The sequence below is a fragment of the Rhodococcus sp. TAF43 genome (assembly GCF_052113525.1).
In the GTDB taxonomy this organism is placed as follows: domain Bacteria; phylum Actinomycetota; class Actinomycetes; order Mycobacteriales; family Mycobacteriaceae; genus Prescottella.
Window position 1 is genome coordinate 208,566 of sequence record NZ_JBFRDL010000006.1, and the last position, 21,024, is coordinate 229,589.

At 68.5% G+C, this 21,024-nt stretch carries 22 protein-coding genes and 1 riboswitch; of the genes, 5 read left to right on the forward strand and 17 right to left on the reverse strand.

The window, feature by feature from the left end; all coding sequences use genetic code 11:
• Position 1 precedes the first annotated feature (1 nt).
• The 8 genes from trpS to AB4Z09_RS06850 all read right to left on the reverse strand — a co-directional run bounded on the left by trpS (position 2) and on the right by AB4Z09_RS06850 (position 8,698).
• Positions 2-1,045 (reverse strand): tryptophan--tRNA ligase, encoded by a 1,044-nt coding sequence (gene trpS, locus AB4Z09_RS06815; protein WP_174912119.1) that lies wholly within the window; start codon positions 1,043-1,045, stop codon positions 2-4.
• 14 nt (positions 1,046-1,059) lie between these two features.
• Positions 1,060-1,500, reverse strand: coding sequence for a barstar family protein (locus AB4Z09_RS06820; RefSeq protein ID WP_174912122.1), 441 nt, complete (start codon positions 1,498-1,500; stop codon positions 1,060-1,062).
• Between the two features lie 16 nt (positions 1,501-1,516).
• Complete coding sequence (locus AB4Z09_RS06825) at positions 1,517-2,038, reverse strand: ribonuclease domain-containing protein (RefSeq protein WP_174912125.1); 522 nt, start codon at positions 2,036-2,038, stop codon at positions 1,517-1,519.
• Positions 2,038-2,841 (reverse strand): exodeoxyribonuclease III, encoded by an 804-nt coding sequence (locus AB4Z09_RS06830; RefSeq protein WP_442239397.1) that lies wholly within the window; start codon positions 2,839-2,841, stop codon positions 2,038-2,040. The genes AB4Z09_RS06825 and AB4Z09_RS06830 overlap by 1 nt, the downstream gene beginning before the upstream one ends.
• Before the next feature lie 29 nt (positions 2,842-2,870).
• Complete coding sequence (locus AB4Z09_RS06835) at positions 2,871-4,001, reverse strand: MFS transporter (RefSeq protein WP_442239414.1); 1,131 nt, start codon at positions 3,999-4,001, stop codon at positions 2,871-2,873.
• A 185-nt stretch (positions 4,002-4,186) separates the two neighbouring features.
• Positions 4,187-5,410: an NADP-dependent isocitrate dehydrogenase gene (locus AB4Z09_RS06840; RefSeq protein ID WP_114724250.1), complete on the reverse strand. Its 1,224-nt coding sequence runs from the start codon at positions 5,408-5,410 to the stop codon at positions 4,187-4,189.
• A 257-nt stretch (positions 5,411-5,667) separates the two neighbouring features.
• Positions 5,668-7,254 carry a histidine ammonia-lyase gene (hutH, locus tag AB4Z09_RS06845; protein WP_174912130.1) on the reverse strand — a complete coding sequence of 529 codons (1,587 nt, stop codon included), beginning with the start codon at positions 7,252-7,254 and terminating at the stop codon, positions 5,668-5,670.
• A 52-nt stretch (positions 7,255-7,306) separates the two neighbouring features.
• Entirely contained in the window at positions 7,307-8,698 is a 1,392-nt protein-coding gene (locus AB4Z09_RS06850) for an amino acid permease (protein WP_114724248.1), read from the reverse strand.
• A 215-nt stretch (positions 8,699-8,913) separates the two neighbouring features.
• Positions 8,914-9,029: riboswitch (SAM riboswitch) on the forward strand.
• Between the two features lie 138 nt (positions 9,030-9,167).
• On the opposite strand from AB4Z09_RS06850, the gene AB4Z09_RS06855 reads away from it, so the two are divergent.
• Together AB4Z09_RS06855 and metX are read left to right on the forward strand one after the other, a co-directional pair.
• A complete protein-coding gene (locus AB4Z09_RS06855; protein WP_114724247.1) occupies positions 9,168-10,481 on the forward strand; it encodes a bifunctional o-acetylhomoserine/o-acetylserine sulfhydrylase in 1,314 nt (437 codons plus the stop codon).
• Positions 10,478-11,617, forward strand: a complete 1,140-nt coding sequence (metX, locus tag AB4Z09_RS06860) for a homoserine O-acetyltransferase MetX (protein ID WP_254622609.1) — start codon at positions 10,478-10,480, stop codon at positions 11,615-11,617. The genes AB4Z09_RS06855 and metX overlap by 4 nt, the downstream gene beginning before the upstream one ends.
• A 36-nt stretch (positions 11,618-11,653) precedes the next feature.
• Here the strand turns inward: metX and AB4Z09_RS06865 are convergent, their stop codons facing one another.
• From AB4Z09_RS06865 to AB4Z09_RS06880, 4 genes are read right to left on the reverse strand one after another with little or no spacing between them, the layout of a single operon-like run.
• The gene (locus AB4Z09_RS06865) at positions 11,654-11,899 is read right to left on the reverse strand and encodes a DUF3017 domain-containing protein (protein WP_174914896.1); all 246 of its coding nucleotides are present in this window, start codon (positions 11,897-11,899) and stop codon (positions 11,654-11,656) included.
• Positions 11,900-11,950: 51 nt separating this feature from the next.
• Entirely contained in the window at positions 11,951-12,811 is an 861-nt protein-coding gene (locus AB4Z09_RS06870; protein WP_174912133.1) for a bifunctional methylenetetrahydrofolate dehydrogenase/methenyltetrahydrofolate cyclohydrolase, read from the reverse strand.
• Positions 12,812-12,868: 57 nt separating this feature from the next.
• Positions 12,869-13,477, reverse strand: a complete 609-nt coding sequence (locus tag AB4Z09_RS06875) for a pentapeptide repeat-containing protein (RefSeq protein ID WP_442239398.1) — start codon at positions 13,475-13,477, stop codon at positions 12,869-12,871.
• Between the two features lie 43 nt (positions 13,478-13,520).
• The gene (locus AB4Z09_RS06880; RefSeq protein WP_442239399.1) at positions 13,521-13,802 is read right to left on the reverse strand and encodes a hypothetical protein; all 282 of its coding nucleotides are present in this window, start codon (positions 13,800-13,802) and stop codon (positions 13,521-13,523) included.
• A gap of 79 nt (positions 13,803-13,881) precedes the next feature.
• Between AB4Z09_RS06880 and AB4Z09_RS06885 the strand changes: the two genes are divergently transcribed.
• Together AB4Z09_RS06885 and AB4Z09_RS06890 are read left to right on the forward strand one after the other, a co-directional pair.
• Positions 13,882-14,346, forward strand: a complete 465-nt coding sequence (locus AB4Z09_RS06885; RefSeq protein ID WP_174912138.1) for a tRNA (cytidine(34)-2'-O)-methyltransferase — start codon at positions 13,882-13,884, stop codon at positions 14,344-14,346.
• A 153-nt stretch (positions 14,347-14,499) separates the two neighbouring features.
• Complete coding sequence (locus AB4Z09_RS06890) at positions 14,500-15,519, forward strand: alpha/beta hydrolase (RefSeq protein ID WP_442239400.1); 1,020 nt, start codon at positions 14,500-14,502, stop codon at positions 15,517-15,519.
• Between the two features lie 26 nt (positions 15,520-15,545).
• Here the strand turns inward: AB4Z09_RS06890 and AB4Z09_RS06895 are convergent, their stop codons facing one another.
• A complete protein-coding gene (locus AB4Z09_RS06895) occupies positions 15,546-16,439 on the reverse strand; it encodes a LysR family transcriptional regulator (protein WP_442239401.1) in 894 nt (297 codons plus the stop codon).
• Between the two features lie 91 nt (positions 16,440-16,530).
• Between AB4Z09_RS06895 and AB4Z09_RS06900 the strand changes: the two genes are divergently transcribed.
• The gene (locus tag AB4Z09_RS06900; protein WP_442239402.1) at positions 16,531-17,595 is read left to right on the forward strand and encodes a TDT family transporter; all 1,065 of its coding nucleotides are present in this window, start codon (positions 16,531-16,533) and stop codon (positions 17,593-17,595) included.
• Between the two features lie 18 nt (positions 17,596-17,613).
• On the opposite strand, the gene AB4Z09_RS06905 is transcribed toward AB4Z09_RS06900, so the two are convergent.
• From AB4Z09_RS06905 to AB4Z09_RS06920, 4 genes are all read right to left on the reverse strand, one after another.
• The gene (locus AB4Z09_RS06905; protein ID WP_174912146.1) at positions 17,614-18,000 is read right to left on the reverse strand and encodes a DUF302 domain-containing protein; all 387 of its coding nucleotides are present in this window, start codon (positions 17,998-18,000) and stop codon (positions 17,614-17,616) included.
• Between the two features lie 39 nt (positions 18,001-18,039).
• Positions 18,040-18,306, reverse strand: a complete 267-nt coding sequence (locus AB4Z09_RS06910) for a metal-sensitive transcriptional regulator (protein ID WP_114724237.1) — start codon at positions 18,304-18,306, stop codon at positions 18,040-18,042.
• Between the two features lie 92 nt (positions 18,307-18,398).
• On the reverse strand, positions 18,399-20,573 hold the full coding sequence (locus AB4Z09_RS06915; RefSeq protein ID WP_174914898.1) for an MMPL family transporter: 2,175 nt from the start codon (positions 20,571-20,573) through the stop codon (positions 18,399-18,401).
• A 99-nt stretch (positions 20,574-20,672) separates the two neighbouring features.
• Positions 20,673-20,981 carry a rhodanese-like domain-containing protein gene (locus AB4Z09_RS06920; protein WP_114724236.1) on the reverse strand — a complete coding sequence of 103 codons (309 nt, stop codon included), beginning with the start codon at positions 20,979-20,981 and terminating at the stop codon, positions 20,673-20,675.
• Between the last annotated feature and the right edge of the window lie 43 nt (positions 20,982-21,024).

The window sequence follows — 21,024 nt, forward strand, 5'->3', positions numbered from 1 at the left end:
TCTACCCCTTACTGGTCAGGAATCCCACCTTCTCATAGACCTGGCCGAGTGTCCGGGCAGCAACTTCACGGGCCCGATCGGCGCCGGCGGCGAGGATCCGATCCAGCTCGGTCCGGTCGGACAGGTACCCGTCGACCTTCGCGCGCAGCGGGGTGACGAAGTCGGCGAGGACCTCGGCGGTGTCGGACTTGAGGTCGCCGTAGCCTTTGCCCTCGTACCCGGCCACCAGATCGTCGATGCTCTTGCCTGACAACGCCGACTGGATGGTGAGCAGATTGCTCACGCCCGGCTTGTTCGCCCTATCGAAGCGGATCTCGCGCTCGTTGTCGGTGACCGCGGACTTGATCTTCTTGGCCGAGACCTTGGGGTCGTCGAGCAGGTTGATCAGGCCGGCCGGGGTGGGGCCGGACTTGCTCATCTTCGACGTCGGGTCCTGCAGGTCGTAGATCTTCGCGGTGCCCTTGATGATCTGCGGCTCCGGAATCACGAACGTCTTGCCGAAGCGGGTGTTGAAGCGGCCGGCGAGGTCGCGCGCGAGTTCGAGGTGCTGACGCTGGTCCTCGCCCACCGGCACGCGCTGCGGGCGGTAGAGCAGGATGTCGGCGGCCATCAGGACCGGGTACGTGAACAGACCCACGCTCGCGTGGTCGCTGCCCTGCCGCGCCGACTTGTCCTTGAACTGCGTCATGCGGCTGGCCTCACCGAAACCGGTGATGCAGTTGAGCACCCACGCCAGCTCGGCGTGCTGCGGCACCTGGCTCTGCACGAACAGCGTCGACCGCTCGGGGTCGATGCCCACGGCCAGCAGCTGCGCGACGGCCCGCAGGGTGCGCATGCGCAGTTCCTTGGGGTCCTGCGGCACGGTGATCGCGTGCATGTCGGGGATGAAGTAGAACGCATCGAACTCGTCCTGCAGGGGCACCCACTGCTGCAGCGCACCGAGGAAATTGCCGAGGTGGAACGAGTCGGCGGTCGGCTGGATGCCCGACAGGACGCGAGGCTTCGCGGTCGGAGGGGTCGCGGTGTTCTCTGCAGTGCTCGACATAATCCCCGATACTTTCACGCGTCCGGATCGGCGATGCGAGGGAGGTGCACGCCGACGGCCAGGCATCGGTCGACCACAGTGTCGGCGTGGCCGGGCCGCACCTGCAACACGATCGACCCCGGCACATCGCCCACGGCTTCGGCGAACCAGGCCAGCTCCGAGACCTGCTCGCCCAGCAACGCGTCGGCGTCGAGGACGAACACCACGGGGTCGGGTCCGACGGTGTCGCCGATCTCGCCGAGGCACTCGTCGAACGCGTCCTTGTTGCGGCCGAAGTAGTACGGGAACTGCAGTGCGGCCGCGAACTCGTCGAACAGGGCCGGCACGGTCGACATCCGTCGTCCGCGCACGTGCCGCACCGGACGCCCGGCCGCGCGCAGGTCCTCCTCGATACCCGCCGCCCGGCCCCGATCCGTCACCAGCAGGGACAGTCCGCGCGGGAACCCGGGTGTCATCACAGCGTCCTCGTCATCAGCGCATCCTCACGAATGTTTCGTAATGGTCCGAGGTGTACCACGCGGAGCCGTCGTCACCGGTGATGATGCGTTCGGCGTCGCGACCCCGGCCGCTCTGCTTCCGGTTGACGTCCCACTCCTGGTAGCGGACCTTCTGACCGCTGTCGGACTTGCCGGGCAGCCGGCCCTCGTGATTGCCGAACACCCGCCCGCCCTGCGTGCCGGGTGCGTCGGCGGGCGGCCAGCTGCCGGCGTCGATCGCGGCCAGCGTGGTCCACACGTACTCGGGGACGGCGCTGTTCGCGGCCTTCTTCGCCGGGCTCGTGGTGGCGGTCGGGCTGGTGGTGGTCCTGGTACTGGTGGTAGGGGTGGTCTTGGTGCCGGACGCGGCGACGCCGCTCGTCACCGACGTGACCGAGGCTGCGGCCGGTGCCGTGTCGTCTCCCCCGCTCTGCGTCCCGAGGACGATCGCCACGGCGAGGCCGACGATCGCCACGAGCAGCGCCAGCAGCGAGTTCTTGGACTTCGGTGACGCCATCAGCGGAACTGGACCGTGACGGGCGCGTGGTCCGACCAGCGCTCGGCGTACGTGGCGGCCCGCTCGACACGGGCCTCCTTCGCCCGCTCCGCCAGGCCCGGCGTAGTCAGGTGGTAGTCGATGCGCCAGCCCGCGTCGGTGTCGAACGCCTTGCCGCGGTACGACCACCACGAGTACGGGCCGTCGACCTCGGGGTGCAGCGTCCTCACAACGTCGACCCAGGCCCCGTCGGCGAGGAGGGCGTCGACCCAGGCACGCTCGCCCGGCAGGAAACCGGACTTCTTGACGTTGCCCTTCCAGCTCTTGATGTCCCGCTCGGTGTGGGCGATGTTCCAGTCACCGCACACGAGAACGTCGCGTCCCGCCGCGGCGGACGACTCGGCGCTGCGGTTCAGGTGCGCCGCGAACGACGCCATGAAGCGTTCCTTCTGCTCCTGCTTGGGCGTCTCGGCCTCACCGGTGGGCAGATACAGGCTGCCGACGGTCAGGGTGTCGAAGTCGGCCTCGATGTAGCGCCCGGCGTCGGCGAACTCGTCGTCACCGAACCCGATCCGCACGGCGTCGGCGGCGCGACGGGACAGCACCGCGACACCGTTGCGACCCTTCGCGGACGGCTCCGCGGAGGCGAGGTGCCAGCCGGCATCGAGCGCCGGCGCGAGGGTCTCGTGGAGCTGCTTGTCCGACGCGCGGGTCTCCTGCAGGCACACGACGTCCGCCTGCGAGCCCTCGAGCCACTCGAGCAACCCCTTGCGGGCGGCAGCGCGGACGCCGTTGACATTGACCGTGGTGATGATATGTGGCACGCGAAGAACCGTAGCCGAACGGGCCGACGCTATCGGCGGGCCGTCACCACCGCGACGGCGAGGACCGCGATGCCCGTCAGGGCCAGCAGCGAACCCACCAGGGCGGGGGCGGTGTAGCCGAATCCGGCCGCGATGACGACACCACCGATCCACGCGCCGAACGCGTTCGCGATGTTCAACGCGGAGTGGTTGAGGGCCGCTGCGAGGGTCTGTGCGTCCGCGGCGACGTCCATCAGCCGGGTCTGGAGTCCGGGCACCAGCGCCGATCCGGCGGCGGCGACGAGGAACAGCACGATCATCGCCGTGTACGGGTTGTGCGCGGCGACGGYGAAGAGCGCGAGCAGCACCACCAACGCGCCCATCATGACGAACAGTCCGCGGGTGAGGGCACGGTCCGCGAGCCGGCCGCCGAGGAGGTTTCCGGCGACCATGCCGAGCCCGTAGACCATCAGCGCGAGCGGCACCAGGGACATCGGCAGCCCGGCGACCTCCGTCATCGTCGAGCTCACGTAGGTGTAGACGGCGAACATGCCGCCGAAGCCGACCATGCCCACCACCAGGGTCAGCCACACCTGGCCCCGCCACAGTGCGCCGAGTTCGGTGGCCGGGTTGCTGGTGCGGATCGCGTGCAGTGGCGGAACCCACACGGTGATCGCGGCGACGGTGACGGCGCCGATGACGGCGACCACCGCGAATGCGCTGCGCCAGCCCAAGCCCTGCCCGATCCAGGTGGCGGCCGGCACGCCGACGACGTTGGCGACCGCGAGACCCGACATCACCATCGCCACCGCCTTCGCGCGGTGGCCGGGTCCCGCCAGGTGGGCGGCCACGAGCGAGGCCACACCGAAGTAGGCGCCGTGTGGCAGACCGGCGACGAAACGCGCGACCATCAGCCCGCCGTAGTTCGGGGCCACGATCGCGGCCGCGTTCCCGACGGTGAAGGCGATCATCAGGCCGATGAGCAGCGCCCGGCGCGGCATCCGCGCGGTGAGCGCCGCGATCAGCGGCGCGCCCACCACGACACCCAGCGCGTACGCGGTGATGACGTGCCCGGCGGTGGGCTCGGAGACGCCCAGGCCGCCGGCGATCTGCGGCAGCAGGCCCATCGCCACGAACTCGGTGGTGCCGATGCCGAAGCCACCCATCGCGAGCGCCAGCATCGCGCGGCGGCGGCCGGTGGGTGAGAGGAACACGTCCGTGGACGTCTGGGCGGGGGCCGAGATGGTCAAGAAGAGATGCCTTTCGGGGCACGGTGAAAACAGCAGACGTTCGACGGTACCGACCGAAAGAAAACGGGACGTTCCCACGAGGGGAACGTCCCGTTTCAGCTGAAGTGAGCGACGCATCAGCGTGACGCGCGAGCCTTCTGCAGGTTCTCGTCCAGCGTGGAGAGGAACTCCTCGGTGGTCTGCCAACCCTGGTCGGGTCCGATCAGCAGAGCGAGGTCCTTCGTCATCTGACCGTTCTCGACGGTCTTGATGACGACGTCCTCGAGCTGCTGCGCGAAGTCGATGACCTCGGGGGTGTTGTCCAGCTTGCCGCGGTGCTCGAGGCCCCGGGTCCACGCGAAGATGGACGCGATCGGGTTCGTCGAGGTGGGCTTGCCCTGCTGGTGCTGACGGTAGTGGCGCGTGACGGTGCCGTGTGCGGCCTCCGCCTCGACCGTGCGGCCGTCCGGGGTCATCAGCACGGAGGTCATCAGACCCAGCGAGCCGTAGCCCTGCGCAACCGTGTCCGACTGCACATCGCCGTCGTAGTTCTTGCAGGCCCAGACGTAGCCACCCTCCCACTTGAGCGAGGAGGCGACCATGTCGTCGATGAGGCGGTGCTCGTAGGTCAGACCTGCGGCATCGAACTCGGCCTTGAACTCGGTCTCGTAGATGTTCTGGAACTCGTCCTTGAACATGCCGTCGTAGGCCTTGAGGATGGTGTTCTTCGTGGAGAGGTACACCGGGTAGTTCTGCTGCAGGCCGTACGCGAGCGAGGCGCGGGCGAAGTCCTGGATGGACTTCTTGTAGTTGTACATCCCCATGACGACGCCGCCGTCCTCGGGAATCTTGCACACCTCGTGCTGGATCGGCTCGGAGCCGTCCTCGGGGGTGTAGGTGATGGTGACGGTGCCGGCGCCGGGGACCTTGAAGTCCGTGGCGCGGTACTGGTCACCGAACGCGTGACGTCCGACGATGACCGGCTTGGTCCAACCCGGGACCAGACGCGGGACGTTGGAGATCAGGATCGGCGCACGGAAGATGGTGCCGCCCAGGATGTTACGGATGGTGCCGTTCGGGGAACGCCACATCTTCTTCAGGCCGAATTCCTCGACCCGGGCCTCGTCCGGGGTGATCGTCGCGCACTTGACGCCGACGCCGTGCTTCTTGATCGCTTCTGCAGCGTCGATCGTCACCTGGTCGTCGGTCGCATCGCGATGCTCGATCCCCAGGTCGTAGTACTCCAGGTCGACATCCAGGTAGGGATGGACCAGCTTGTCTTTGATGAACTGCCAGATGATGCGAGTCATCTCGTCGCCGTCGAGTTCGACGACCTTACCTTCGACCTTGATCTTGGACATGGGGGCTTCGTGTCCTCCTAGGAAGTTTCCCTGGTTCCACGTGCACGGACCACTTTGTGGGCGGGTCCGCCAACGGTTCAATTATCAAACGTATACGGTCCGGATCTCCCGCGTGAGGGCCGATCCAAACATGACGAGCGTACTGCTATCCGCCCGGACCGCAACCACCGGGCCGAAAGCCGCACACCCTACCGTTCAGTAACCAGACTTCCGCAGAGGGCCGCCGCGATTGCGCGCGGCGACCCTCCGTCGGCCGATCAGCCGAGTTCGCCGACGACGGCCTCGGCGCTACCGAGCAGCGCACCCGACGCAACCAACTGCACCGCAGCCTCGATTTCGGGGGCCAGGTAGCGGTCCGTGCCGGGACCCTCGACGTGCTCGCGGAGGGTGTCGCGCACGGCACCGGTCGCCGGCGACGGCTGCAGGGGCGCCCGCAGGTCGAGACCACGCGCCGAGGTGAGAGCCTCGATGGCCAGCACCCGGGTGAGTCCGTCGATCGCGCGGCGCAGCTTGCGCGCCCCCGACCAACCCATCGACACGTGATCCTCCTGCATCGCCGAGGACGGAATCGAGTCCACGCTCGACGGCGCGGCGAGGCGCTTGAGCTCGGAGACGATCGCAGCCTGGGTGTACTGAGCGATCATGTGTCCACTGTCGACGCCCGGATCGTCGGCCAGGAACGGCGGCAGCCCGTGGTTGCGCGCCTTGTCCAGGAACCGGTCCGTCCGGCGCTCACTCATGCTCGCCACGTCGGCGACGACGATCGCCAGGAAGTCCAGTACGTAGGCCACGGGCGCACCGTGGAAGTTGCCGTTCGACTCGACTCGGCCGTCGAGGGTGACGACCGGATTGTCGACCGCACTCGCCAGCTCGTAGGACGCGATCCGCTCCGCGTGGGCGAGGGTGTCGCGCGCACCGCCCGCGACCTGGGGCGCGCATCGCAGGGAGTAGGCATCCTGGACGACGGTGCAGTCCGGGTTGGCGTGGCTGGCGACGATCTCCGAGCCGGCGAGGATCCGGGTCATGTTTGCGGCCGCGACCGCCTGCCCGGGCTGCGGGCGCAGCGCCTGGAGGTCCGCGGCGAAGACCTTGTCCGTTCCGAGCAGGCCCTCGACGCTCATCGCCGCGGTGATGTCGGCGAGCGAGAGCAGCTTGTGCAGATCGTGGCAGGCGAGGACCAGCTGGCCCAGCATGCCGTCGGTGCCGTTGATGAGGGCGAGGCCCTCCTTCTCCTCGAGCTGGACGGGCTCGATCCCGGCCGCGGCCAGCGCCTCGGCGGTGGGCATCAGCTCGCCGTCGGCGTTCCGCACGGTGCCTTCCCCGATGACGACGAGCGCGACGTGCGCCAGCGGCGCGAGGTCGCCGGAACAGCCGAGGCTGCCGTACTCGTGGACCACCGGGGTGATGCCGGACGACAGCAGCGCCGCGTAGACCTGCGCCACCTCCGGGCGAACCCCGGTGCGGCCGGTCGCGAGCGTCGACAGTCGCAGCAGCATCAGCGCCCGGACCACCTCACGCTCCACCTCGGGACCGGACCCGGCGGCGTGCGAGCGGATCAGGCTGCGCTGCAACTGTGCCCGCAACTCCAGCGGAATGTGCCGGGTGGCCAGGGCACCGAAACCGGTGGACACTCCGTAGACCGGCTTCGGATCCTCGGCGAGTGCCCGGATACGGGCGCGGCTCTCGCCGATGGCCGACAGGGCCTCCTCGGACAGTTGCACCGTCGCACCGAATCGTGCGACGCGCACGACTTCCTCGGGCGTCACCGCGCCGACACCGACAACGACAGGTGCGATCTCCTTCGCTGCCTGGTCTGCGGTACGCGGGAGGGTGTTCGTGCTCATCTTTGTTCTCCGTTTCGAAAAGTAAGGGTCGTGCTCGAAGTTGTGGTCGGTGTCAGACGGGATCGACGAGGATCTCGTCCTCGACTACGGGCTCCGGGCGCGCCCAGCGGCGGTAGGCCAGGGCGAGCAGCACCAGCCACACCGCGCCGACCACGAGTGCCACTCGAGAGTCGGCGTCGAAGGCCAGCACGGCGATGACGAAGACCAGGAAGCCGATCGCGATCAGCTGCCCGTACGGCCAGAACGGCACCGGGAACTTCAGTGCCGCAACCTCGTCCGCGCTCATCTGCTTCCGCGAGCGGTACTGGGCGAACAGGATCATCAGCCAGACGAAGACCGTCGCGAAGGTCGCGATCGACGCGATGACGAGGAAGACCCGGTCCGGCATCGTGTAGTTCAGCAAGACGCCGACCAACAGTGCGGCGACCATGATCACCACCGTCATCCACGGGACCCCGTTGCGGGAGACCCGGCTCATCACCTTCGGCGCGTACCCACGCTGCGCCATTCCGTACATCATGCGGCCGGCGCCGAAAATGTCGCTGTTGATCGCGGACAGCGCAGCGGTGATCACCACGACGTTCAGCACCGTCGCGGCCGGACCGATGCCGAGTCCCTGGAAGATCTGCACGAAGGGGCTGCCCTCGGACCCGATGTTCTGCCACGGGGTGATCGCCATGATCACGGCGAGTGTGAGCACGTAGAAGACGATGATCCGGATGGGCACGGTGTTGATCGCTCGCGGAATGGTCTTCTTCGGGTCCTCGGCCTCGCCCGCTGTGATGCCGATGATCTCGGTGCCACCGAATGCGAACATCACGATCGCGAAGCAGCCGAGGAACCCGCCGAGCCCAGTGGCGAAGAACCCGCCCTCGTTCCACAGGTTCGACACTCCCTCGCTGGTGTCGTGAAGACCGAACCCGAAGATCAGAACCGCGATACCTCCGGCGATCATCGCCACGATCGCCACGATCTTGACGATCGTGAACCAGAACTCCACCTCACCGAAGACCTTGACGCTGAGCAGGTTGATCGCGCCGATGAAGAAGATGACCGACAACACCCAGATCCACCGCGGGACATCCGGAAACCAGAAACCCATGTAGACGCCGAAGGCCGTCACGTCGGCCAGACAGACCACGATCATCTCGAACGTGTAGGTCCAGCCGGTCGCGAATCCCGCGAGCGGACCCAGATACTTGCTCGCGTACTCGCCGAACGAACCCGAGACCGGGTTGCTCACCGCCATCTCGCCGAGCGCACGGAGCACGATGTAGATCACCGCGCCGCCGATCAAGTAGGCCAGCAAGACGGACGGCCCCGCCTGGCTTATCGCCTCCGCGGAGCCGTAGAAGAGGCCGGTGCCTATGGCGGAACCGAGGGCGATGAAGCGGATATGGCGCGCTGTGAGACCTCGGGTCAGCGCCGGGGCAGTGTCTGTCACAATCGAACTCCCTGGACGGTGGCGTTATCGGCGGACGCAGCGCGGATCGGAAACCCACAGTTTTGTGCGAGTTTTGTGCCCTGCGTCACAACCTGCGGCACATGTTTAGTCCTGTATATACAGCTAAGTCAAGTGGGGCTCGTCACTTTCCCTTCTCGACGCGCTTGCCCGCCCTCCTTCCAACCGCGCGGTCGATACCGCTACTATCGGCGGCAGGTCATGAGTGCCAGCGTCAAGCCCCGGCTCGCTGGTCGGCAACCCTCCAACCGCGGTGGGGTGCCCCGGGTGATGACCAGGTTTCCCGGCGAGAGTCGGGTGACAAGCGCGGGTCCGCTGGGACGGACCCACTGACCGGGCCATGCCCCACCGGAGGTTTCTCATGTGTTGTTGTCGCAGATAGCCCAGTCATTCCGGCGCGCGGACGCCGCAGCGCCGACTCATCACCTCCCCAACCTGGAGTAGACGACTCATGACCGACATCACGGACGCCGCGACCGATCCGACGGCCGACTGGAGCTTCGAGACCAAGCAGATCCACGCTGGCCAGTTGCCGGACGGCACCACCAACGCGCGCGCGTTGCCGATCTACCAGACCACCTCGTACACGTTCAACAGCACCGACCACGCCGCCGCACTGTTCGGGCTGGCAGAGCCGGGCAACATCTACACCCGCATCATGAACCCGACGCAGGACGCCGTCGAGCAGCGGATCGCCGCGCTCGAGGGTGGCGTGGCAGCGCTGCTGCTCGCGTCCGGTCAGGCCGCCGAGACGTTCGCGATCCTCAACCTCGCCGAGGCCGGCGACCACATCGTGTCGAGCCCGCGCCTGTACGGCGGCACGTACAACCTGTTCCACTACTCGCTGCGCAAGCTGGGCATCGAGGTCTCGTTCGTCGAGGATCCCGACGACATCGAGCAGTGGCGCGCCGCCATCCGCCCGAACACCAAGGCGTTCTACGGTGAGTCCATCTCGAACCCGCGCAACGACGTGCTGGACATCCCCGGCATCTCGAAGGTCGCGCACGAGAACGGCATCCCGCTGATCGTCGACAACACGGTCGCGACCCCGTACCTGATCCGTCCGCTCGAGTTCGGCGCGGACATCGTCGTCCACTCGGCCACCAAGTACCTCGGCGGCCACGGCACCGCGGTCGCCGGCGTGATCGTCGACGGCGGCAACTTCGACTGGACACAGGGCCGCCACACCAACTTCACCACCGCCGACCCGAGCTACCACGGCGTCGTCTACGCGGATCTCGGCGCACCGGCATTCGCGCTCAAGGCCCGCGTGCAGCTGCTGCGCGACCTGGGTGCGGCCATCTCGCCGTTCAACGCGTTCCTCATCTCGCAGGGCATCGAGACGCTGAGCCTGCGCATGGAGCGCCACGTCGCGAACGCGAAGGCCGTCGCCGAGTACCTCGAGGCCCGCCCCGAGGTGACCTCGGTGTCGTACGCCGGTCTGCCGTCGTCGCCGTGGCACGAGCGCGGCAAGACGCTGGCCCCCCGCGGCACCGGCGCCATCGTGGCGTTCGAGCTCGCCGGTGGCGTGGACGCGGGCAAGAAGTTCGTCAACGCCCTCACCCTGCACAGCCATGTCGCCAACATCGGTGACGTGCGGTCGCTGGTGATCCACCCCGCCTCGACGACGCACTCGCAGCTGACTCCCGCAGAGCAGCTCGCCTCCGGCGTCACCCCGGGTCTCGTCCGCCTCGCCGTCGGGATCGAAGGCCTCGACGACATCCTCGCCGACCTAGATGCCGGGTTTGCGGCGGCGGCATCTTGACCGTCAGCCCCGTTCGCAACGCCCGTCCGGCCGGATTCCCTCCGCCGGACGGGCAGTTGGGCACTGTCCACATCGGCTCGATCGAACTCGAGAGCGGTGCGGTGCTGCCCGACGTCACGCTGGCCGTCCAGCGGTGGGGTGAACTGGCGCCCAACCGCGACAACGTGATCCTGGTCGAGCACGCCCTGACCGGCGATTCGCACGTGACCGGGCCGGCGGACGCCGAACACCCCTCCCCCGGCTGGTGGGACGGCATGGTCGGGCCCGGCGCGCCGATCGACACCAACGAGTGGTGCGTGCTCGCCACCAACGTGCTGGGCGGCTGCCGCGGCACCACCGGCCCGGGTTCACTCGCGGCCGACGGGTCGCCGTGGGGTTCACGGTTCCCCGCGATCTCCATCCGCGATCAGGTGACCGCCGAGATCGCGCTCGCGGACCTGCTCGGCATCGAGCGCCTGTCCTCCGTCGTCGGCGGGTCGATGGGTGGCATGCGCGCACTCGAATGGGTCGTCGGGCGCCCCGATCGGGTCGATTCGGCGCTGATCCTCGCGGTGGGCGCGCGTGCGACCGCCGACCAGATCGGCACCCAGACCACCCAGATCGCGGCCATCGAGGCCGACCCCGACTGGCAGGGCGGCAACTATCACGGCACCGGCCGCGTCCCGGCGACCGGACTGCGCCTCGCCCGCCGGATTGCACACCTGACGTACCGCACGGAGAACGAGCTGGACTCGCGCTTCGCGAACGACGGCCAGGGCGACGAGAACCCTTGGGACGGCGGACGTTACGCAGTCCAGAGCTACCTCGAACACCAGGCCGACAAGCTGGTCTCCCGGTTCGACCCGAGCACGTACGTGCTGCTGACCGAGGCCATGAACCGGCACGACGTCGGACGCGGACGCGGCGGTATCGAGGCGGCGCTCGCGTCGACCGACGTTCCGGTGATCGTCGGTGGCGTCGACTCGGATCGGCTGTACCCGCTGCGGCTGCAGAAGGAGCTCGCGGACGGCCTGCCCGGCTGCGACCGGCTGCGGGTCCTCGAGTCGAAGGACGGCCACGACGGCTTCCTCACCGAGGCCGACGCGGTGGCCGAACTGCTGAAGGAAACGATGGAGTTGGCGCGCGCGGCGCGCTGATCCGGTAGAGCAGGTCCCGGCGGTCCGCTCGGCGCGTCAGTCGGTGCCGAGCGGATCGATCGAGACCGCCAGCGCGAGGATCGTGACGCCGACGACCGCCATGGCCGCGACGTCGAACCCCTTGCCCCGCACGGCCAGCAGCCCGACCCGGTCGGGCGAGAGGATGCCGCGCAGGAACGCCGCGAGCAGCATGGCGCCTCCGAGCACGAAGGCGCCACGCCGCCAGCGGTCGGCGAGGACCAGCACGAATGCGGCCGCCACCACGAGGAGGACGGCCAGCATCGGGAGGTTCTGTCGCACGAACCGCGTCACAGGCTGGGACACTGGGCGAGCCTAGTCGCGCAGACCGGCGAGCTGCTCGGCGCGCTCCACGACGTTGGTGAGCAGGAATGCACGGGTCAGGGGTCCGACGCCACCGGGGTTCGGGGAGATGAATCCGGCGACCTCGCGGACGTCGGGGGCGACGTCACCCTTGAGTCCGTCGGCGGTGCGGCTGACACCCACGTCGAGCACCGCGGCACCCGGCTTGACCATGTCGGCGGTGATCAGTCCCGGCACGCCCGCGGCGGCGATGACGATGTCCGCCTGGCGCACCTGCGCCGCGAGATCGCGGGTTCCGGTGTGGCACAGGGTGACCGTCGCGTTCTCCGATCGGCGGGTGAGCAGCAGGCCGATGGGACGGCCGACCGTGACGCCACGACCGACGACGGCGACGTGCGCGCCGGCGATCGGGACCTCGTAGCGGCGCAGCAGGTGGACGATGCCGCGCGGGGTGCACGGCAGCGGGGCCTCCTTGCCGAGGACCAGACGACCCAGGTTCACCGGGTGCAGACCGTCGGCGTCCTTCTCGGGGTCGATGCGCTCGAGGGCCGCGTTCTCGTCGAGGTGCTTGGGCAGCGGGAGCTGCACGATGTAGCCGGTGCACTCGGGGTTGGCGTTGAGTTCGTCGATGGTGGCCTCGAGGTCGGCCTGGGTGATATCGGCGGGCAGGTCGCGGCGGATGGAGGTGATTCCGACCTTGGCGCAGTCGTTGTGCTTGCCACGAACGTAGGCCGCCGAGCCGGGGTCGTCACCGACGAGGACGGTACCGAGTCCGGGCGTGATGCCCCTCTCCTTCAGGGCCGCCACCCTGGCCTCGAGGTCCTCGAAAATCTCGTCGCGGGTTGCTTTGCCATCCAGGATCGTTGCAGTCACGGCGACCATTGTTCCAGGCTGGAGTGACTCCGCGTCACCGGCTCCGAATCTTCGCGGTCACCACGGCTCGACGACGAGTCCCATCGCGGTCGCGTAGGCCACCGCCTGGGTGAGTTCCACCTGGGTCTTGTCGAGCTTCGCGGTGGTCCACAGCCCGGCGTCGACGTGGGCTCCCCGCAGGTCGGCGCCCTCGAGTCGCGCACCCTCGACGCGGGCTCCGAGCAGGTCCACTGACCGCAGGATCGCGCCGCGCAGGTCCGCCTGCACCAGGTTGGCCTCGCGGAACCGGGAGTCGGTGAAGTCGAGCCCGCGCAGGTCGGCGCCGCCCATCGAGACCAGCGTGAAGTCCACCTCGTCGATCAGCAGCGGCCGCAGCTGACAGTCGACGAACACCGATCCGAGCAGGCTGCAATTACGGAAGCTGCTGTGCCACATGGTGGTCCGCGCGAACATGCACGACCGGAACGCACTGCCGTGATGATGAGAGTCGGTGAGATCGGCACCGGTGAAGTCGCATTCGGTGAAGACGGCGAACTCGGTGTGCAGCTCGGACAGGTCGGCGTCCCGGAACGAGCACGCGGTGTAGTGCTGCCGGTTCCAGTTCTCCCGCGACATGCGGGCGTCGGAGAAGTCCTCCGCGACGATCTCCACGAGTTCTCCCGTCATACGTCCATGCTGCCCTCGGGTACCGACAATTACGACCGGTCCTCTAGAAGTTGTCGAACTGCCAGCGATCGTCGATCAGCGTCCAGGTGCGCGGCTCCATCGCGTGCGCGGGTGCGTTCGGGTCCGCGTCCACCGTGACCACCTGGCCCGACGATCCGATCACGCGAACGGTCCAGCTGGTCGGCCGCGGGTCCCGGCCTGCATAGAAGGCGTCGAGCAGACGACGGTAAGACTCGACGTCCCCGATCTCCGCCTGGCATCGCTGCGAATAGAAGTCCCAGGCAGTGTCGGCGTCCTTTGCGGCGGCGGCCCGATCGAGCGCCACGGCCGCATCCCCGAAACGGTACTCGAGGCCGCCGCGCCCGAGTATCGGAGCACCTCCGGCGCCTGGCAAGCTGAACGCCGTGTTCCGAGTGATGTTCCACGAGCCCCGCATTCCCCCCAATACCGGCAACGCGATCCGGATGGTCGCCGGTACCGGCTGCGAACTGCACCTCGTGGGACCGCTCGGGTTCGACCTGTCGGAGCCGAAGCTTCGCCGCGCCGGCCTCGACTACCACGACCTGGCCTCGGTCACCGTGCACGAGGATCTCGATGCGGCGTGGGCGGCGCTGAATCCGGACCGGGTGTTCGCGTTCACCGCGCACGCGTCGACGTCGTACGCCGACATCGCGTACCAGCCGGGCGACGTCCTGCTGTTCGGTCCCGAGCCGACGGGCCTGTCGGAGGAGGTTCTCGCCGATCCGCACGTGACCGCACACGTGCGGATCCCGATGGTTCCGGGCAGGCGGTCGCTGAATCTGTCCAACGCCGCCGCCGTCGTGACGTACGAGGCGTGGCGTCAGCACGGATTCGCCGGAGGCGTCTGAGTCCCGAGTTGGACACTTGACCGATCCGGTGTACGACGACCGGGTCACACGCGCTACAGTGCCCTCGAAAACCTGAATTAGCAGGGGGAATGCGTGTTAGCGCGCGTCGCAGGTATGTCGGGTGCCACCCCTCGGAGTGGCTGAGGGGTCACCATGCGTACTGAAGCAGTGCACCGTCTGCGGAACGCCTGCGCCGCGGTACTGTCCGTGACGGCACTCGTCGTGACCGGGCTCCTTGCCCAGGCACCCGCGGCGAGCGCCGAACCCGCACCGCGCGTGACCCGAGTGGACGACGACGGCTCACGTGCGGTCACCGCACAGGTCTACTCCCCGTCGATGGACCGGGTGATCCCCGTTCGTGTGCTGCTGCCCGCGGAGACCTCGACTCCTCGCCCGACGCTCTACCTGCTCAACGGCGCCGGCGGCGGGAATACGGACGCGACGTGGCAGGAGAACACCGACGTCACCGAGTTCTTCGCCCACAAGCACGTCAACGTGGTCACCCCGATGGACGGCGCCGCGAGCTACTACACCGACTGGGAGCGCGACGATCCGATCCTGGGCCGCAACAAGTGGCAGACGTTCCTGACCCGCGAGCTGCCCCCGATCATCGACGCCGAGTTCGGTGGCAACGGAAACAATTCGATCGCCGCCATCTCGATGACCGCGACGTCGGTCCTGAACCTGGCCATCGCCGCTCCCGGCCTGTACAAGGGTGTCGGGTCGTACAGCGGTTGCGCCGAAACGAGCAGCCCCGCCGGTAGCGCGTTCGTCGACCTGGTCGTCCGATCGGCGAAGGGTGCCGACCCGACGAACATGTGGGGGCCCGTCGGCGGGCCGGGCTGGATCGCCAACGATCCCGTGGTGAACGCCGAGAAACTCCGGGGCACCGCCCTGTTCGTCTCGTCCGGCTCGGGGCTGCCGGGACAGTACGACCACCTCGGCGCCCCCGGAGTGGAAGGCGACCTGGTTGCCTTCGCGCGGCAGGTCGCCGTCGGCGGCGTCATCGAGGCCGCCACCAACATGTGCACGCACAACCTCGCGAATCGCTTGCAGCAGCTCGACATTCCGGCCACCTTCGATTTCGCACCCTCGGGCTCGCATTCGTGGTTGTACTGGCAGGACGATCTGCACCAGTCGTGGCCGCTGTTGGCGCGTGCGATGGGGATCTGACTCCCGCCCGGATTCCGGGCCTGTGGTCAGCTTCCCGTGCGGGCGATCTCGAGGAAGTCGCGGGCGGCTCCGCGCAGTCCGCGGGACTCGTCCCACACCGCGAGCAGCCGTCGCGGCATCCGCAGACCCTCCACCTCGACGGACGAGAGCCGACCGTCGTTGAGGTCCGCTTCGACCGCGAGCGACGACACGACGGCTGGAGCGTTGCCGGCCACGACGGCCGCCTTGACCGCCGTGCACGACGTCAGTTCCAGCAGCGGCTCGACGCATCCGGGCACCGCGTGCTCGAGTGTCGTTCGGGTGYCGGACCCCGATTCCCGCTGGATCAGTGCCGTGGCCGCGAGTTCACTCGCGGCGATCGGTGCGCGTGAGATCCAGGTATGGCCGGGCGGGACGATCACGACCAGTTCGTCCCGGGCCACCTCGACCGACCGGAGGCCGTCCGGGACCACGGGCCCCTCGACGAAACCGAGGTCGGCCTCCCCCGCCCGTACCTGCGCGGCGACGTCGGTGGAGTTGAGCAGCCGAATCGAGGTGACGACGTTCGGGTGCTTGCGCCGCATCGTGACCGTCCAGGCGGGCACGAGGTACTCGGCGATGGTCATGCTGGCCGCGACGGTGAGGTTGGCCTCCATCTCGCCGCGCAGCGCGGCGACTCCGGACGCGAGCTCCTCCGCGGAGTCGAGGATCGCGGACGCCCATTCCAGGATCAGTGCGCCCTCGGCGGTGGGCTGGACGCCGCCGGAGCCGCGGTCGAACACGCGGATCCCGAGCTGGCGTTCCGCGGAGCGCACGCGCGCGCTGACGGCCTGCTGGCTGAGTCCGTGCTCGCGCCCCGCGGCCCCCATGCTCCCGAGCCGACCCACCGCGACCAGCACGTCCAGCGCGGCGAGTTCGGGTACGCGGTTCGAAAGCGGCATACCACCAAGGCTAGCCCCACAAAGCGCGTTTGTACCCCATCTACCCCAAGGCTTCTACCGGGGACAACGACCAGACGGGAGAGTTGGTGTCATGCTCACAGCTTCACGTCTGGCACACCTGACCCCCAATTGGTTCGCCATGGTGATGGGCACGGGAATCATCGCCGTCGCCACGTCGTCGCTCCCGGTCGACCTCCCCGGACGGCGCGGAATCGCGCTCGCGTTCTGGCTGCTGGCGACGGCCCTGCTGGTCGTGCTGGTGACCGCGTTCGTCATCCACTGGGTCCGCCACACCGAGCACGCCCGCGGTTACGCCCGCAGCGCCACCATGTTCCCCTTCTACGGCGCGCTGCCGATGGCCGTGCTCACCGTGGGAGCCGGGACCGCGGCCGTCGGGTCCACCGTGATCAACGCCGATGCGGCCTTCGCCATCGCGGGCACGCTCTGGGCAATCGGCACCGCGGGAGGACTCGTGACGAGCGCGGTGATGGGGATGCGGTTGCGGTCGGTCGCCGATCGCGGCACTCCGGTGCCCRCTTGGCTCATGCCGGTGGTGCCGCCGATGGTGTCGGCCGCGACCGGCGCCGCCCTGGTGAACCACCTGCCGGAGGGCTGGCCGCGTGTGGCGATGCTGACCGGCTGCTATGCGCTGTTCACGGTCGCCCTGGTCTTCGCGCTGGTCATCGCCACGATGGTCGGACGCGAGTTCGGCGAGCGGGGACTCCCGCCGCTGCAGGCCCTGCCGACCATGTGGATTCCGCTCGGCATCGTCGGACAGTCGATCGCGGCGGCGAACCTGCTGGGCACGGCGGCGGAGGGGGCCGTCGGTCACGACGTCGCCGACGCCCTGCACATCTTCGGGCTCGGGTACGGACTGCTGATGGGCACCATCATGATCGTCGCGCTGACCGCGGTCGGCGTGGTCACGGCCCGCGCGTTCCGCAACGGTCTGACCTTCACGATGAGCTGGTGGAGCTTCACCTTCCCGGTCGGTGCCTGCGCGGTCGGGATGGGAGCATTCGGTGTCGCGGGTGACTTCGAGATCCCGCGAGTGTTGTCGGCCGGACTGCTGTGCGCCCTGGTCGTCGCCTGGTGCGTGGTGGCAGTGCACACCGCACACAAGGTTCGGACCAGGGCGCTTCCGGCCCCGGCCTGAGCCGGGCCGAACCGTCGGTCAGGCGAGGGCGTCGATGGCAGCCTGGAGTCGGATCGTGGCCTCGTCGGCGACGGACTCGAGTCCGGGCTCCTTGGTCACCTCGACCATCAGCGCGGGGTTCATGGCCTCGACGATCACGCCGTCACCGTCGGCGCGGACGACGACGTTGCACGGCAGCAGCAGGCCGATCTGACGATCCACCCCGACCGCGCGGTGCGCGAGCTGCGGATTGCAGGCTCCGAGGATGACGTACTGCTCCATCTCGGCGCCGATCTTCGTCTTCAGCGTGGCCTGCATGTCGATCTCGGTGAGGACACCGAAACCCTGCTCCTGCAACGCGGCCCGCGTCTTGGCGATCGCGTCGTCGAACTCGGTGTTCAAGCGGGTCGAGATTCCCAGATCCATGACGGACTCCTCACGGTTGTCGGTTCGGTTTCCCGGCGATCACGCCAGTGCCAGGAACAGCTTCTCCAGTTCGGCCTCGGTCAGCGGCTCGGACGCCTTCCCGTCGCCGGCCAGGCACTCACGCAGACCGGTGGCGACGATCTTGAATCCGGCCCGGTCCAGGGCCCGCGACACCGCGGCCAGCTGGGTCACGACGTCCTTGCACTCGCGGCCGTTCTCGATCATCGAGATGACGCCCGCCAGCTGCCCCTGCGCGCGGCGCAGTCGGTTGAGCACCAGGGCGATGCTCTCTTCGTCTCCGGTCATGGGACCTCCTAGTTCTACTTCCAGATTACCCACAGGGGTATCCGACCGGATCCGGCTGTGACAACGATCATCAGCCGGATCCGGCGCCGGAGTCACCCGTGCGAGAACGTGATGTTCGGCAGCGCCCGGCGCAGCCAGCGCGGGGACCACCAGGCGGCGTTGCCGGTCAGGCGCAGCAGCACCGGCAGCAGCACCAGGCGGATCAGCACCGCGTCGAGCAGCACCGCGACACCGAGCAGGATGCCCATCTCCTTCGGCGGCAGCGGCTCGGCCAGCGCGAAGCTGAAGAACACGCCCACCATGACGGCGGCCGCCGCGAAGATGACCCGGCCCGAGTGCGCCATGCCCCCGATCTGGGCGCGACGGGCGTCACCGGTCTTCTCGTACTGTTCCTTGACCGTCGACAGCAGGAACACCGTGTAGTCCATCGCGATCGCGAAGATCATCGCGAAGAAGAACACCGGACCCCAGCCGTCGAGGAAGCCCTGCGGTTCGAAACCGAGCAGCCCGGACAGGTGGCCGTCCTGGAAGATCAGCTTCGAGACACCGAACGCGGCGGCAGTCGAGAGCAGGCTCACCACGGTGCCGATCAGCGACACCAGCGGGGCCTGCAGCGCGACCAGCAGCAGCAGGAAGCCGAGCGCCAGGATCACGCCGATCACCAGCGGCAGGTAGTCGTTGAGCGCCTGCTGCAGGTCCAGGTTCTCCGCCGGCGCACCGCCGACGAGAGCGCTGTCGGGCAGCTCGGCACGGAGCTGGTCGAGCGTTCCGCCGAGCGCGGGATCGGACGGATCCACTGTCGGCAGCGCCTGCATCATCATCAGGTCGGAGCCGTCCATCGCGGGCATCGCGGGTGTCACCGCGGCGACACCGTCGACGGCCGCGGCCGCTTCGGCGGCTGCCGGGGCGTCGGACGCGGGCACGACGATCTGCAGCGCACCCGGTGCGCCGATGCCCATCTGTTCCTGCACCAGTTCGTAGCCCTGACGGACGGGGGCGTCCTCGGGCACCACCTGGATCGACGGCATCGCGACCTCGAGCCCACCCAGCGGAATCGCGAGTCCGATCAGGATCGCGACGGCACCGACCGCGAACGGCCACGGGCGCCGGTCCAGCAGTCGTCCCCACTTCGCGAACAGCGGCGAGCCGTCATTCTGGGTCTGCTGCTTCTTGGCGTACGGCAGCGAACCGGCGTTGACCTTGCGGCCCAGCTTGGCCAGGACCGCGGGCAGCAGCGTCAGCGTCGCGGCGAGGACGAACACGACCGCGAGCATGATGCCGACCGCCATCGTCCGCACCGCCGGTGCGGGCACCAGCAGCACCGCCGACAGACTCACCAGCACGGTCAGCCCGGACAGCAGCACGGCCTTGCCGGCAGTGTCCATCGTCTCCGCGACGGCGAGCCGCGCGTCGGCCTTGGCGCGCAGCGCCTCCCGGAAGCGGACCACCAGGAACAGTGCGTAGTCGATGCCGAGGGCGAGGGCGAACATCATCGCGAAGTTCATGGCCCACACCGAGATCGGCGTGATCTCGTTGAGCAGCACCAGCGCACCGGCCGACGCGACGAGTCCCGCGAGGGTCAGCAGCAGCGGCAGACCGGCCGCGACGAGGGAGCCGAACGCGAGCACCATGATGCCGAGCGTGACCGGCCACGACATCATCTCGGCCTTGATCATCGCCTCGTGGTTGGCCTTGTTGAAGTCGCTCCACAGCGCCGACGCGCCGGTCGGGTAGACATCGATGCCGTCGCCGGACAGGGCCGTCAGGTCACCACCCAGGTCGTCGACCGCGCGCACCATCTCGTCGGTGTTCGCGTTCGCGCCGGCCACCAGGATTCCGGTGTGGGCGTCGGGGCTGATGGTCATGCCGGGCTGCGGCGGGATCACCTCGCCGATGCGGGCGTCGGCCTTCAGGATCGACGTGGCCTCGCCCAGCACCTGCTGCATCGCGGGATCGTCGAGCGGCTTGTCGTCGGAGTGGACGACGACCTGGACCGCGGACGACGCGTTGCCGCCGAAGTGTTCCTGCGCGAGTTCGCGGACCTGCACCGACTCGGAGCCGTTGGCCTGCCAACCGGCGCCGGCCAGCGAGTTGAACACCGACGGTGCCGCGGCGCCGAGGGCGACGACGAGCACCAGCCAGGCGGTGATCACCCATTTGAAGTTGCCGGCCATCGCGGCGCCGAGTCGTGCGAGCGGTCCGCCGACTGACTCGCTGGAGGGCGGCGGGGACTTCGCAGTTTCTCGTTGCTGTCCGGTGGTGGTCATGAGCTTGCCCTTCATGGTTCGAAAATACGGGTGGGGGTATATGAACGACCGAAGAAACCCGGCCGAGTACGTGACGACCTCGACCGGGTCCGGAGGAGACTAGCTGCCGGCGTCGACGGCGCGGCCGGACTGCATCCAGGCCATGGTGCCGCCGGCGACGTTGACGGCGTCGACGCCGCGGGCCACGAGGTATTCGGCAGCCTGGCCGCTGCGGCCGCCGACCGCGCAGATCATGTACACGGTGGCGTCCGCGGGAACCTCGTCGACGCGCGCGACGAACTCGCTCAGCGGGATCGAGACGGCACCCGGGACGTGCCCGCCGGCGAACTCGTCCGCCTCCCGGACGTCGACGAGCGGGGCGCCCGAGGCCAACACCGATTCGAGTTCGGTCACGTCAATTTCACGCATGGGGTTCCTTCCGGATGTTCTTCAGCAGTYGTTCGATTGTCGC